The following is a 13689-nucleotide window of genomic DNA, read 5'->3' as shown; positions in this document are numbered from 1 at the left end:
TCAGCATCCTGCCAGGTAACCAGTGCAACCTTCGCCGCCCCTCACTCGCAATACAATCTACAGTACCCTGTCGACCACCTGGCTGGGGCGTCGCATCGAACTGTTCGACTCCATCGCTTCAACAAATCGAGAAGCGATTCGCCTCGCACAGGCAAACGTGGAGCATGGTACGGTCGTCGTCGCCGATAGCCAGTCCGCTGGCCGCGGGAGGCTCGCCAGAACCTGGTTTTCTCCGCCCGGCTCTAATCTCTATTGCTCCGCCATCCTCAAAGCCACACGCCCACCGGAGCGCCTCACGGAATGGCTCTCCTGGCTCCCGCTCATCTCTGCTCTGGCCGCCGCCGAAGCGATTGAAGCCGTCTCGTCCCTCCACGTCTCTGTGAAATGGCCCAACGATCTCCTCATCTCGGAGAGGAAAGTCGGCGGAATTCTCTGTGAGAGCGGCGCCGGGACAGGATCAACGCCATTCCAGGTGATCGGGATCGGGCTCAACGTCAATGTCGAACAACAGGATTGGCCGGAAGAACTTCGCGAAACCGCCACGTCGATCTGGCGCGAGCAACAACGAGTCGTTGACCGCAATCGGCTCCTCGCCCAACTTCTCCTCGAACTCGAACATTGTATTGAAGAGTTGGCTCTCCACGGAGCCAGTCGGCTTTCATTGGCCTATCACCAGCGCTGCTCGACCATCGGACAGCGAGTCAAGGCCATCTTGGCCAACGGAGACCTCTGCGTGGGAGTCGCCGAAGGAATCGGCCAGGACGGAGCCTTGATGTTACGACCGGACGAGACCAGACCAGGACCAAAGAAACCGGCAATCCTACATCTGCGCGTGGCTGACATTATTCACGTGAGGACCTAACAGGCTACTGAAAGTCGTGTCTCCATATCCATTCATTCATACAATTTATTGAATTTCAGGAAAACCGGCATTGTTTTTTCGCAACCTGCTAGCCAAATCCATTGCCCCAACCGTACAATAGGCCCATGCTTCTTGTCGTCGATATCGGCAACACCAATATTGTCTGGGGGGTCTATGAAGACCGCGCCCTGGCAGCGCATTGGCGAATCGCCACGGACGTCAAAAAAACGTCCGACGAATACGGCATTCTCTTTGCCAATCTCCTCGCGGCAGCAGGAATTCCTACGCAACGTCTTACCGGCGCCATCGTCTCCAGCGTCGTCCCGGCGTTGACCGAGACTGTCGAGCAGATGCTGGAACAATACTTTTATCAACGCGCCTTGGTGGTCTCCTCGAATACGGACACGGGCCTCACCCTCCGTTACGATAATCCAAAAGAAATCGGCAGCGACCGGCTGGTCAACGCCGCCGCCGCCTATCATAAATATCGCCGCGACCTCATCATCGTCGACTTTGGAACCGCCACCACCTTTTGCGTCATCACTGCAGAAGGCCACTATCTCGGAGGCGTCATCGCCCCCGGCCTTGGCATCTCGGCGGAAGCGCTCTTCACACGCGCCGCCAAACTGGCTAAAGTGGAATTGATCAGGCCCAAGACCGTGATCGGCACCGACACCGCCAGCAGCATTCAATCCGGGCTCTTATTCGGCTATGCCGGATTGGTCGATACCGTCGTCCATCGGATGGAGCAGGAACTTGGGCGTTCGACATACGTCATCGGCACCGGAGGACTCAGTTCCATCCTGGCATCCGAAACTACGACGATTCAAAGAATCGAACCCCTCCTGACATTAGAAGGGCTTGAGCTCCTCTACCGACGAGCCCAGGGTGCTTCCTTGCCTTCTCTGCAGGTCTAACCGCATCCCAACCACAAGTAATTAATTTTTCTGGGCCCCGTTGACTTTATGAGGCCTGTGGCTATCTCCAGACGGACAGAGGAGTCTTTCATGGCTGAAGAACAGCAGAACACGAATACAATCGACGACTTCGATCCTTTCTCGGAGGGCACCGCCTCCACCGCGGAGAAACCCATCTCAGTCGCAGAGCTCCAGCAGGCGCTCACGGCGAAGACGGAAGAAGCGAAGGGATTGAATGACAAGTATCTTCGGCTCGCAGCCGAGTTCGACAACTATAAGCGGTTGACCCAGCGGGACCAGCGGGACCAGATCCGATTCGGCCATGAGTCCTTGCTCAAGGAACTCTTACCGGTTGTCGATAATCTGGAACGGGCCATCAAGGCCTCACGAGAGGGGGGCAGTAGTGATGTCCTCATCCAAGGCGTGGAGCTCACGCTCAAGCAGCTAACGGGGGCCTTGACGAGATTTCATGTCTCGCCCATTGAGACGATCGGCAAGCCGTTCGATCCCGCCACGCATCAGTCCGTGACCTCCGTCGCGTCCGAGAAAGTTCCGGAGCACCATGTGGTGGACGAGTTTCAGCGGGGCTACCTCCTGCATGACCGTATTTTACGAGCGGCCATGGTGAGTATCTCAACGGGACGAACCGACAGCTAAGCAGAAACAGACGAGACCATTAGTTCATCGTAACCACATCATCACAGACAGACTTAGTTAGGGAGGAGTAGGCACATGGGCAAAGTGATCGGCATCGACCTTGGAACCACAAACTCCTGCGTTTCTATCATGAGCGGTGGCGAACCGATTGTGATCGCCAACGCAGAAGGCGCCCGCACGACACCGTCCGTCGTCGCCATCACCGAGAAGGGCGAACGTCTCGTCGGACAAATCGCGAAGCGCCAGGCTATTACCAATCCGGAGAACACGATTTTCTCTGTGAAACGTCTGATGGGCCGCAAGTTCAGCAGCAAGCAAGTGGCGGACGCCGCCAAACGCTTGCCCTATAAAGTGATCGAGGGTGACAACGGCGATGCCTACGTCGAATTGCGGGGCAAGCGCTACAGCCCGCCGGAAGTCTCCGCCATGATTTTGCAAAAGATGCGGCAGACCGCAGAAGACTATCTCGGTGAAAAGGTCACCGAAGCGGTCATCACCGTCCCGGCTTATTTCGACGACAGCCAACGCCAGGCCACCAAAGATGCAGGCCAGGTCGCGGGCTTGACCGTCCTCCGCATCATTAACGAACCGACCGCCGCAGCCCTGGCCTACGGTCTGGACAAGAAGAAAGACGAGCGGGTTGCCGTCTACGATTTGGGCGGCGGGACCTTCGACGTCTCCATCCTTGAGATCGGCGACGGTGTCTTCGAAGTCAAGTCCACCAACGGCGACACCTACCTCGGCGGCGACGATTTCGATCAGCGCGTCATGGACTGGTTGGTCGATGAGTTCAAAAAGGATCAAGGCATCGATCTCCGGAAGGATCGGATGGCCCTTCAACGGCTGAAAGAGGCCGCGGAACGCGCCAAGATCGAATTGTCCTCGTCGCAGGACACCGAGATCAACCTCCCGTTCATCACGGCCGACGCGACCGGCCCCAAGCACCTGGTCATGAAGCTGACCCGTGCAAAGCTTGAGCAATTGGTCGACGACCTGATTAAACGGTCCATCGAGCCTTGTAAAAAGGCGCTCTCCGACGCCGGTGTTTCGGCACGCGACATCAACGAAGTCGTCCTCGTCGGCGGCATGACCCGCATGCCCAAGGTCATTCAGGCCGTCAAAGAATTCTTCGGAAAAGAACCACACCGGGGTGTGAACCCTGACGAAGTGGTCGCCATCGGCGCCGGCATTCAAGGCGGCGTGCTCAAAGGCGAAGTGAAGGACGTGCTGCTCCTCGACGTGACGCCGCTCTCGCTGGGCATCGAAACCCTCGGCGGGGTCTTCACGAAGTTAATCGAGCGGAACACGACTGTTCCGACGAAAAAGAGCCAGGTCTTCTCGACGGCGGCCGACAATCAAACGGCGGTGACCATTCGAGTCTTCCAAGGCGAACGCGAGATGGCGAACGACAACAAACTCCTGGGCCAATTCGACTTGGTCGGCCTGCCTCCTGCGCCCCGCGGGATGCCGCAAGTTGAAGTGACCTTCGACATCGATGCGAACGGCATCGTCCATGTCTCGGCCAAAGATTTGGCGACACAGAAGGAACAGTCCATCAAGATTACGGCGTCCAGCGGCTTGAGCAAGGAAGAAGTCGAAAAACTGGTGAAGGATGCCCAGGCCCATACGGATGAGGATAAGAAGCGGCGGAAGACCGCGGAGGCCAAAAACCAGGCCGACACGCTGATCTACCAGACGGAAAAAAACCTGAGCGAACATGGCGACAAAATCGCCGCTGAGGACAAGACCAAAGTCGAGGAAGCCGTGGCCGCGCTGAAGAAAGCGATGGAAGGCACGGATCCCGAGGCGATCGAGTCAGCCACCCAGGCCTTGACGACCGCATCCCACAAGTTGGCTGAGGAAATGTACAAAGCAGCCTCGGCATCAGCGGCAGCCGGAAACGGCGCCAGCGCCGAAGGCGGCGCAGGAGCCGGCGAGACCAAGACGGATGAAAAAGTCGTCGACGCAGAATTTGAAGAAGTAGACAAAGAAAAGAAGTAACTTAGACTATCGTTGGTAAGACCGAGCTTCGTCGAACACGAGGCTCGGTCTTGCTGTACGTTCACCCAGAGAGACCTCGACCGTGTCCAAGCGTGACTACTACGAAACCTTAGGCGTCGAACGAACCGCTTCCGAAGACGAACTCAAGAAGGCCTACCGCAAGATGGCCCGTCAGCATCACCCCGATCTCCAGACGGGTGACGCGCAGAAGAAAACCTCAGAAGAGAAGTTCAAAGAAGTCAACGAGGCCTACGAGACGCTGAGCGACCAAGAAAAACGCAAACGTTATGACATGTTCGGCCATGCCGGGGCACAACAGGGCGGCGGTCCTGAAGGATTTGGCGGAAGCGGATTCGGCGACGCCTTCAACGATATCTTCGAAGATTTCTTCGGCGGCCAGCGAGGCGGCAATCGAGCGGAGCGCGGGAATGACCTCCAGTACAATCTGGAGCTGACCTTCGAAGAAGCCGTCTACGGGAAAGAGGCTAAACTTAAAATCCCCCGTTGGGAAGTCTGCTCAGACTGTAAGGGAAGCGGGGCCAAAAGTGCCGCCTCGGTCAAGACCTGCCCGAGCTGTAAAGGGGCCGGCCAGATGCGGTTCCAGCAAGGCTTCTTCAGCATCAGCCGTCCCTGCGGTCAATGCGAGGGAGCCGGGCGGATCATCACAGAGCCCTGTCCAGCCTGCCAAGGCCGTCAACGCACCTATCGAGAACGCACCATCGCCGTCCATATCCCGGCCGGCATCGAGTCTGGCATGCGCCTACGTCTCTCGAACGAAGGCGAACATGGAGTCAACGCAGGGCCTCCCGGCGACCTCTATGTGGCCATCACCGTCAAGCCACACCCGGTCTTTCAACGCCAAGGGCACGACATCCTCTGCGACGTCCATATCCATGTCGTCACCGCTATGCTCGGAGGAAAGATCGAAGTCCCCACGCTCAAAGGCAATACCATCATCAAGATTCCAGCCGGCACACAGCAGGATAAAATTCTGCGCCTCAAGGGCCTGGGCATTCCCAGCCTCAAGAGCCAAAATACCGGCGACCAGCTTTTTGTCATCAAGATCCAAATCCCCACCAAGCTGACCGCTCGTCAGAAAGAATTACTCACGGAATTTGCCAAAGAGAGCGGCATGACGATGGAAGAAGACGGCGACGGCTTCTTCGACAAGATGAAAACCTTCTTCGAATAGCGCTGGCGGCTTTCGCCACGGCACCTGCACTATGTCCACGTTCTTCGTCGCCCCTGATGCCGTCACTCCCCCCACGATCCGCATGACCGGTGATCTCCTCCATCATCTACGCGATAGTCTCCGTTTACACCCGGGCACCATGCTCACCCTAAACGACGGATGCGGAACCCGCTATCGCGTAGAAGTGACTCAGGTCTCCTCGCAGGCCATCGACAGCCGCATCATCGACCAACAAACCGAATCGGGTCGCAAAACCTCGCCGATCGTGCTCGGACAAGCCTTGATCAAAGGCGACAAGATGGACTGGGTCATTCAGAAGGCGACCGAGCTCGGAGTCGATACGATCGTACCCATCAAAAGCGCACACAGTGTCATCAAGCTCAACCCGGAGCGATTTGAGCATCAACGTTCCAGATGGGAACGCATTGCGCGTGACGCGGCACAACAGTCGGAACGGTGGACGATTCCTACCGTCGCAGACCCTCTCGACCTCACACAGATCTGCCGCCACTACGCCTCAGCATCTGTGAAAGGCCTACTCGCGGAACGTTCCAGCGGCCCTTCGCTCGCCACCATCCCGTTGCCACAGGACCATCTGCGCCCAATTGTGTTGTTGATTGGACCGGAGGGAGGATGGGCGCCAGAGGAGCAACGTCTTGCACAAGAGCAGGGCTTCATCCCGCTCACCCTTGGGCCACGAATCTTGCGGGCCGAGACCGCAGCAATTGCCGCGCTCAGCATTCTCCAATCACGACTCGATGAGCTGGGATAAAAACGGCTGTCAGCGGCCAAGGCGCAGATGAACGATCGTACCTTTTTCTCCACCGGCCCAGCCCTGCGTGCCATCTGAGAACGAGAGGCCGAACAGCGAGGCCTTGGTAATCGCACCCTGCTCGATCCAGGTAAAGCCGCTATCGGTGGTTCGGTAGACCATGCCTCGCTCGCCCACAATCCATCCGGTCTGCGGGTCGGTGAAGCGTACTCGCAAGAGGTCGGTCAGCTTCGTACAGGTGCGGGTGCAGGGTAACGTGCGATCGATCCATTGATTGCCGCCATTAGTCGTTTGGAAGATGGCGCCGGCGTTCCCGACGACCCAGCCGGTCGAAGCATCAGAAAAATACACATCGAATAGAGTGACAGCCCCCTGCATGTCTTGTGCAGTCCAGGTGACTCCCCCATCATCCGTCATCAACACAGTCCCCACCGCTCCGACTGCTGTTCCGTGACGTGATGAGAGAAATTGAACCGCGTACAGGGCAGCGTTCGTCTTGCTCGGTTGATCGATCCAATGGGCTCCGCCGTCCTTCGTATGGAGAATGGTGCCGTTGCCACCAACCACCCACCCTTCGTTGGGCGACACGAACGAGAGAGCGTAGAACGATACTTGTGTGTCCACGAATTGCGCATGCCAAGTATGGCCCCCGTCTTGTGTCTGGCGAATCGTTCCATTGGCACCGACGACCCATCCCAGCTTCTCATTTTGAAAGAAAACACCCGAAAGGGTCGACCTGGTGCCGCTGACGATCTTCTTCCATGTCTTCCCGCCATCGACCGTCTTCAGAATCGTTCCGCCGGCCCCCACCGCCCAGCCAAGCTGAACCGTATGAAAATGAAGCCCCATCAGGGTGACTTCGGTGTGACTCACTTGAGGGGTGATTGTCAGAGGAGGGTCAGTGGCCCATGAGAGGGACGCGCACAGCAATATTCCCACCGCCATGACAACCGCGAGGTAGCCCACACGGGAGGGAAAAAACAGCAGCCATGATCTGGGCAATTTGTATCTCACTGGTTGGTGTTGGCGTCGGGGCGGTTGTTGTTGAAGTAGCCCTGATCCGGCAATCCTTTGGCTTCAATGGTAAAGGAGCCCGCTTCCAACGTCAGCCACTTCTTCCTGGTACAGCAGACTCCGTCCGGCTGCACATCCCAGGATCCGCGCCGCACGATCAGCGGACCGGTCGCCAGTTCATTGAAAAACTCGTTGCGCTTCCCCAGACCGTACAAGTTCCGGTGGGGGACCCGCACAACGATCTCCGTATCTGTCCAGGACATAATCTGTGCCGCGATGCTGCTAAATAACACTTCCGTCCGTGAGACATTGTCACCCAGATCAATATCTTCTTTCCGCTTGTAGGCCCCCTGGTTGAGGCCTAAATACGCATGCTCAGCTGTTTTCAAAAAGGTACCGAACCCCGACCCCTTAATGGTGATCAGTTCATCGAGACCTCCTGATTTCGGACTGTATGAGTCGATCTTCGGCGTCACGAGGGTAAAGACTCCCGCCTCAGTCTTGAGGACTTCCTTGGTGGCACAACAGGAGCCGTCGGCATTGGGCTTCGTCGCCCCTCGATGAATCACAACCGGTCCGCTCTTCGCACTGAAGGGCACCCACACATCGATACGATCGTCTTGCCAGCGATAGATGACGGCGCGAACTCCCCCGATATCGACTCGATTCTCCCCGGTATTGAAATCGGTAAAGGCATAGGGGGTTGCTCCACTCTCCGAATAGAATCCGAAATGTTCGCCGTTGATTCTGAGCAGCGTACCGATCGGAGCAGCCGGAGGAACCAACGTCGTCACCTTCGGCACGTGAACCGTAAAGGTCCCAACCGTTCGATCACGCCCTTGCATCGTCAAGACTACCGGCCCTGTCTCGGCATCCATCGGAAGATGCACGACGATGGCGCTATCGGACCATTGGGCAATGGTGGCCAGGTGCCCACCGAACGTAACCTTATCACCGGCGACCTTGGCTGCACCGAAACCTTGCCCGAAGAAGACAACCTTCGTCCCGACCGGCCCGCTCAGAGGATCGACACGAATACTCGGAATCAGTTTCAGCGGAACCGCATTACTCACTTTATATTGGACCGGAGCGCAACAAGACCCGTCAGGCAAAGGATCGGATGACGCCAATCGAACCACAACATCGCCCGACGCCGCATTCGTGGGAACCTCGACTTCGATGAGCTTGTCTTTCCAACGGCGCGGCCTGACGATGACACCCCCGATCATCACATCATTGACTCCGAACATGGTATTGGGATCGCGGGGACCGGCCGTGGTACCGAAGTGCGCGCCGGTGATCTGCACGGTATGGCCTGGTTCGATCTCTGCCGGCGTCACTGCGGAAATCGTCGGCTGCATCACGGTCAAGGTTCCAGCAGCCAATTTCTTCTTCCCAGTCATGACTTCAACGGGACCGGATTGCGCCTGAAAGGGCACTTTGACTTCGATCAGATCGGATTCCCATCGCTGAATCAACGCAGAGACCCCTCCAACAGTTACGCGATTCACTTGTACCGATCGAAATGCACCGAATCCCGTCCCGCCGATCGACAGAGTGGCGCCAGGAACCGCCGTTGATGGATGGAGTTCGATCGCAGCAGGAGCCGCCGCAAACACCGCAACGCTGAGACTCGCCCATACGGTTATCGTACTCACGCCCGTCACGAACGCATTCATGGATAGACTCCTGTCAGGCAAGTAAAAGGTACGGTCATCCTGCATGTGGCACGAGAACCCCTTGCGCCACGCTCAGAAGAGGTACACCGTGGTGATCACAAAAAACGAAGAACTGGTCGAACTATAGCAAGCGGTTTTTTGGAGAGTCAAGCCGACAAACCCACACCTGTTGGGGATTCTTGACTCATGCTGATGCGCCATCAGGAGACGGATAAAATCACTTCGATTTCGACGGAAGCCCCGCGAGGCAACTCAGCCGCCCCCACCGCTACGCGCGCATGACGACCAGCCTCTCCAAAGATGGCGACCGCTAGGTCCGATGCCCCGTTGAGGACTTGAGGTTGCTGGACGAATCCATCCGCCGACGCCACATGCCCGACGACCTTCACCACTCGCGTAATTCGATCCAACGTCCCGAGTTCCTGCTTGGCAATCGCCAGCGCATTCAGGAGCGCGAGCCTGGCAGCCTCCATCCCCTGTTCAACCGTCAGATCGCGACCGAGCTTACCGGAGAACGCCAACTGCCCGTCTCGCATGGGAAGGACGCCGGATAAGAACAACAGATCACCGGCCCGGACCGCCGGGACATAGGTTGCCAACGGTTGCGGTGGGAGCGGCAACTCCAGATGCAATTCTTTCAGTTTATGTTCATATGACATCGTCTGTACCCAGCTTGCGTTCTGTTACTTATGACGACTCACGCACTACCCAGCACGGAGCGCATCGAGAAAACTCTCACCCACAGGAAGTTGATCCCCTTGCAAGGCCTCCAGAATCGTATGTCCTAAATCGGCAGCAGACGATCTGATCCCAAGATTGACACCCTGTGCCAACTTCGGCCCAGTCGCTAACAGAGGAACATATTCCCGCGTCGGGATCTGATCCGCTCTTGTGATATCCCGCCCATGATCGCCCGTCAACACGAGCAGATCGCCTGGACGAAGTTGCTCCAATAACTCAGAAAGCCGTCGATCAAAGTCATGGAGAGCCGAGGCCGACCGTGCCGCATCCGATTCCAGCACATCAAGCCCGGCGACAATCAATCCACGGGGAACGGTTTTCAACATCCCTGTCACATCGTCAAGCAATGCCGTCCAATGCCCAACGGGAACAGAACGAGTCAGCCCCCGGCCACTAAACAGATCGCCGACGTTGCCGACCCCAACCAGGATCTGGCTCGCACGGTTGAGCACATCGAACATGGTCGTCCCTGGTGGCTCAATCACGAACTCACGGGGTTGAGGGCTGAACTGTACCGCACCGGCATCGCCCACGAGGGGATGGGCTGATATACGCCACACGCCCCAGGGATCCTTGAGCACTTTCCTCGCATCCCGGCAGCGCTGAAAAAAATCATCCCGCCGCATCGCATTCTCATGCGCCGCCACATGGCAGGTCCTTCGTCCATCTGTCCAGACGATCAATGCGCCGGACGACAGATGTTCGGCCTCACATTCGCGCAGCATGGCTGCGCCAGACGAGCGGCGATTGCCGATGCTCTTACGGCCAAAGGCCTGTTCGATCACCGACACCATGTCAGGGGGAAACCCGTCGGGATAGAGCGGCCCGGCATCATCTGTCACATGGCCGGCCATTTCCCAATAGCCAACCATGGAATCCACGCCCTTGGAAAGAAACCCGAGACGACCGAACGATCCCTCAGGCTGCCCCATCACCCGCACACCTTTGATCTCCGTGATGTGGCCAAGCCCGAGCGCTTCGAGCGCGGGGATATTCAGTCCCCCCACGGCATCGGCCAGGTGAGCCAACGTATTGGACCCGGCATCGCCATACTCCGCCGCATCGGGCAACGCCCCGACGCCCAATCCATCAATCACCAATACAATGACGCGATTAATCATGGGCGCACTATAGCAGATGAGCAGGAGAGCGAACAGGCTGTTGTGGATTCATGCAGCCTGGGAAGGCATCGGGTTCGTTGGAGCAGACTTCGCGATAACCGTCTTGAGAAAGCCATCCAGCTTTTCACGTTCAGGTTCAAGTACGATCAAAAACTCCACACCAAACTCTTGGGTTGTCGCCCATCGAACACGACCCATTTCAATACTGATGGTAATGCTGCCTTCGGAGGGGGCGAGACGAAGTGTCACCAGCATATTATCGGACACAGGAGTATCGCTTTGGACAGCGCAGCCCCCGAGGGACAAATTAAAAAGAACCCCGGATCCTGTCACGCCGTCTTCGTGGGTAAACTCCACCGGACAACGGAAGGGAATTCTGGGTGGTCGAGGAACTGCCATAGCAGTACTCTATCGGAAGCCCTAGACCCGGGCTTGAGTACAAACCGGATCCTCTACTCGCGCCGCATCTCCGCAGACACCTTCCACTCCTCAAGAATCTTGAGACTTGCACTGGTCCCGATCCGATCTGCGCCGGCCTCCAGCATCGCCAACGTGGTCTTCCAATCTCGAATTCCGCCGGAAGCTTTGACCTTGGCGCGGCCAGCCACCGTGTCTTTCATCAGCCTGACATCTTCCACGGTCGCGCCGGCAGAGGCGAACCCCGTCGAGGTCTTCACATAGTCCATCCCCGCTTCAACAGCCAAACGGCAGGCTGTGATTTTTTCTTCTCGCGTCAGGCAGCAGGTTTCTAGAATGACTTTATGCTCAACACCCTTGGTCGCTTGCACTACCTCAGCCATGTCTCCCCTGACTAGATCGTAGTCACCGGACTTGAGCCGGCTGACGTTGATGACCATATCCAATACCGTGGCTCCCCGTGCGACCCCTTCAAGGGCTTCTGCAACCTTCGTCGCCGTCGTGTGGCCACCCAGCGGAAACCCGACAGGAATACCGACGCGAATCATCGTGCCGGCCACTGCCTCGACCGCCTCATCGATATAACAGGGCGGCACAAAGATCACGATGAAGCCGAACGCCTTCGCCTCCTGACAGAGCCGCAGCACGTCTGCCTTCGTCGCGTCCGGACGCAATACGGTATGGTCGATCAACGCCGACAGGTTCCAATTCTGTGTTGTCATCATGCCATTCTTATAACAAGTCTTCAGTCGGAGATGAAGAGGGAAAGACTGGGGAAAACAGGACGAGTGGTTACATGTGCGGGAGAGACCGTCTAAACGGCCGCTTTTGATACTTCTCCACGGCCTGATTGTGCTCGATGAGCGTCGCAGAAAACTGGTGGGTTCCATCGTTTCGCGACACAAAATACAAGGAATGTGAATCGGACGGATAGAGTGTCGCGCGAATCGCCTGAATGCCTGGGTTGGCGATCGGCCCAGGCGGCAGCCCTTGGACCCGATAGGTATTGTAGGGACTGGGATACGACAAGTCTTTCTTGTGCAAGTTTCCGTCGAATGCCGGCAACCCATAAATGACGGTCGGATCGCTCTGTAACGGGATATGCTTCTTCAGACGGTTGTGAAACACCGCCGAGATCTCGGGTCGCTCGCCGCCAGACCCGGTCTCCTTTTCAATGACGGACGCAAGCGTCAACACTTCATGCATCGTCATCTTGAGTTCCTGCATTCGCGCAAGAAGGTCCGGTCCAACCACCTGCCGTAGCTGCCCAACCATCGCCACTAAGACCTCGCGCGCCTTCACGGTGCGAGGAAACTTATAGGTATTGGGGTAGAGATACCCTTCCAAGGTTTCGGCCTGAATGCCCAGCGATGCCATGAATGACCGATCTTTTGCAAGCCGGATAAACTCTGCGCGATCCGTCACGCCCTGCTGTGAGAGCAGGTCAGCGATTTGGGTGAGGGTCAGCCCTTCGGGAATCGTAAACGGGTGCAGCACCACCTGACCGCTGAGTAGTTTCGCAAGGATCTCGGCCGGCGTCATGGCCGGGCTCAACTCGTACTCGCCCGCATGGATTTTCCGGTCGACAGCTTGAGATTTCCCAAGGAGCACAAAGGCGGAACGGCTCTTGATCAATCGTTCACGCTCGAGTAGCGACGCCACAAATTGGAACGTCGAGCCATCCGGAATGACGATGATTTTCGTAGAAGGGCGCTCCTGCTCAGGAACGACCGGGCCTTCAGCCCAACGAATCGTCTGATAGGCCGCGACGCCAAGTCCGACCATTGCGACCAGCAGAAATGCGACCACGATCCGTAGATTCATGAGGTGGTTCTACCGTTTCTTGTTCCGACGACCCCTCCGCCCATGCTTCCGGCTCCCTCGTCGGTTCCGGCTCAAGACTCGCCAGGTAACTTTGGAGCAGGATCGATGCGGCGATGCGATCCACCACACCCTTCCGCTTCTTTCGGCTGACATCGGCCGCGATCAAGAGGTCTTCGGCCGACTTCGTCGTCAAGCGTTCGTCCCACAAAATAACGGGAACGGATACGCCCGCTTCTAACCGAGCCTGAAATTCACGCATCGCTTGGATCGCCGGACCTTCACGGCCATCCAACTGAAGGGGAAAACCCAACAACACGTGCCTGACCTCATACATCCCTACGAGGGCGGCGATATGCGCAATGTCCCGATCCAACGTGCGCCGCGTAAGCGTCTCCAGCGGTTGAGCGGTCCAGCCCATCTCATCACTGAGGGCCACGCCGATCCGCACCGTCCCGTAATCGAGTGCGAGCACCCGTTTACCATCTTCCATCA

13 protein-coding genes and 1 pseudogene are annotated in these 13689 nt (G+C 57.3%); 6 read left to right on the top strand and 8 right to left on the bottom strand.

Annotated features, from left to right (window positions below):
• The first annotated feature begins 22 nt into the window (after positions 1-22).
• The 6 genes from Q8N00_17020 to Q8N00_16995 all read left to right on the top strand — a co-directional run bounded on the left by Q8N00_17020 (position 23) and on the right by Q8N00_16995 (position 6401).
• Positions 23-862, top strand: coding sequence for a biotin--[acetyl-CoA-carboxylase] ligase (locus tag Q8N00_17020; GenBank protein MDP2384486.1), 840 nt, complete (start codon positions 23-25; stop codon positions 860-862).
• A gap of 125 nt (positions 863-987) precedes the next feature.
• Complete coding sequence (locus tag Q8N00_17015) at positions 988-1779, top strand: type III pantothenate kinase (protein ID MDP2384485.1); 792 nt, start codon at positions 988-990, stop codon at positions 1777-1779.
• A gap of 90 nt (positions 1780-1869) precedes the next feature.
• Positions 1870-2436, top strand: coding sequence for a nucleotide exchange factor GrpE (gene grpE / locus Q8N00_17010; GenBank protein MDP2384484.1), 567 nt, complete (start codon positions 1870-1872; stop codon positions 2434-2436).
• 75 nt (positions 2437-2511) lie between these two features.
• Positions 2512-4437, top strand: coding sequence for a molecular chaperone DnaK (gene dnaK, locus Q8N00_17005; protein ID MDP2384483.1), 1926 nt, complete (start codon positions 2512-2514; stop codon positions 4435-4437).
• Between the two features lie 82 nt (positions 4438-4519).
• Positions 4520-5629, top strand: a complete 1110-nt coding sequence (gene dnaJ / locus Q8N00_17000) for a molecular chaperone DnaJ (GenBank protein ID MDP2384482.1) — start codon at positions 4520-4522, stop codon at positions 5627-5629.
• Between the two features lie 31 nt (positions 5630-5660).
• The gene (locus tag Q8N00_16995) at positions 5661-6401 is read left to right on the top strand and encodes a 16S rRNA (uracil(1498)-N(3))-methyltransferase (protein ID MDP2384481.1); all 741 of its coding nucleotides are present in this window, start codon (positions 5661-5663) and stop codon (positions 6399-6401) included.
• A 9-nt stretch (positions 6402-6410) separates the two neighbouring features.
• On the opposite strand, the gene Q8N00_16990 is transcribed toward Q8N00_16995, so the two are convergent.
• The 8 genes and pseudogenes from Q8N00_16990 to ruvX form a co-directional block, all read right to left on the bottom strand.
• Entirely contained in the window at positions 6411-7403 is a 993-nt protein-coding gene (locus Q8N00_16990) for a YCF48-related protein (GenBank protein ID MDP2384480.1), read from the bottom strand.
• 8 nt (positions 7404-7411) lie between these two features.
• Positions 7412-9094: an IPT/TIG domain-containing protein gene (locus Q8N00_16985; protein MDP2384479.1), complete on the bottom strand. Its 1683-nt coding sequence runs from the start codon at positions 9092-9094 to the stop codon at positions 7412-7414.
• A gap of 200 nt (positions 9095-9294) precedes the next feature.
• Positions 9295-9753 carry a RidA family protein gene (locus tag Q8N00_16980; protein ID MDP2384478.1) on the bottom strand — a complete coding sequence of 153 codons (459 nt, stop codon included), beginning with the start codon at positions 9751-9753 and terminating at the stop codon, positions 9295-9297.
• 45 nt (positions 9754-9798) lie between these two features.
• The gene (locus tag Q8N00_16975; protein ID MDP2384477.1) at positions 9799-10956 is read right to left on the bottom strand and encodes a phosphopentomutase; all 1158 of its coding nucleotides are present in this window, start codon (positions 10954-10956) and stop codon (positions 9799-9801) included.
• Between the two features lie 48 nt (positions 10957-11004).
• Entirely contained in the window at positions 11005-11355 is a 351-nt protein-coding gene (locus Q8N00_16970; GenBank protein MDP2384476.1) for a PilZ domain-containing protein, read from the bottom strand.
• A 53-nt stretch (positions 11356-11408) separates the two neighbouring features.
• Entirely contained in the window at positions 11409-12095 is a 687-nt protein-coding gene (deoC, locus tag Q8N00_16965; protein ID MDP2384475.1) for a deoxyribose-phosphate aldolase, read from the bottom strand.
• Positions 12096-12165: 70 nt separating this feature from the next.
• Positions 12166-13197, bottom strand: coding sequence for an endolytic transglycosylase MltG (mltG, locus tag Q8N00_16960; GenBank protein ID MDP2384474.1), 1032 nt, complete (start codon positions 13195-13197; stop codon positions 12166-12168).
• Positions 13198-13282: 85 nt separating this feature from the next.
• Positions 13283-13687: pseudogene (ruvX, locus tag Q8N00_16955) on the bottom strand (Holliday junction resolvase RuvX).
• Positions 13688-13689 lie beyond the last annotated feature (2 nt).

This window comes from Nitrospirota bacterium, assembly GCA_030684575.1.
GTDB lineage: Bacteria > Nitrospirota > Nitrospiria > Nitrospirales > Nitrospiraceae > Palsa-1315.
This window is presented reverse-complemented; position numbering and strand designations above follow the sequence as displayed.

Excerpts from the sequence above, each read along its gene's own strand:
- grpE (MDP2384484.1), top strand. The coding sequence starts at position 1,870 with ATGGCTGAAGAACAGCAGAACACGAATACAATCGACGACTTCGATCCT.
- Q8N00_16980 (MDP2384478.1), bottom strand. The coding sequence starts at position 9,753 with ATGTCATATGAACATAAACTGAAAGAATTGCATCTGGAGTTGCCGCTC.
- mltG (MDP2384474.1), bottom strand. The coding sequence starts at position 13,197 with ATGAATCTACGGATCGTGGTCGCATTTCTGCTGGTCGCAATGGTCGGA.
- dnaK (MDP2384483.1), top strand. The coding sequence starts at position 2,512 with ATGGGCAAAGTGATCGGCATCGACCTTGGAACCACAAACTCCTGCGTT.
- deoC (MDP2384475.1), bottom strand. The coding sequence starts at position 12,095 with ATGACAACACAGAATTGGAACCTGTCGGCGTTGATCGACCATACCGTA.
- Q8N00_17015 (MDP2384485.1), top strand. The coding sequence starts at position 988 with ATGCTTCTTGTCGTCGATATCGGCAACACCAATATTGTCTGGGGGGTC.
- Q8N00_16975 (MDP2384477.1), bottom strand. The coding sequence starts at position 10,956 with ATGATTAATCGCGTCATTGTATTGGTGATTGATGGATTGGGCGTCGGG.
- Q8N00_16995 (MDP2384481.1), top strand. The coding sequence starts at position 5,661 with ATGTCCACGTTCTTCGTCGCCCCTGATGCCGTCACTCCCCCCACGATC.
- Q8N00_16985 (MDP2384479.1), bottom strand. The coding sequence starts at position 9,094 with ATGAATGCGTTCGTGACGGGCGTGAGTACGATAACCGTATGGGCGAGT.
- Q8N00_16970 (MDP2384476.1), bottom strand. The coding sequence starts at position 11,355 with ATGGCAGTTCCTCGACCACCCAGAATTCCCTTCCGTTGTCCGGTGGAG.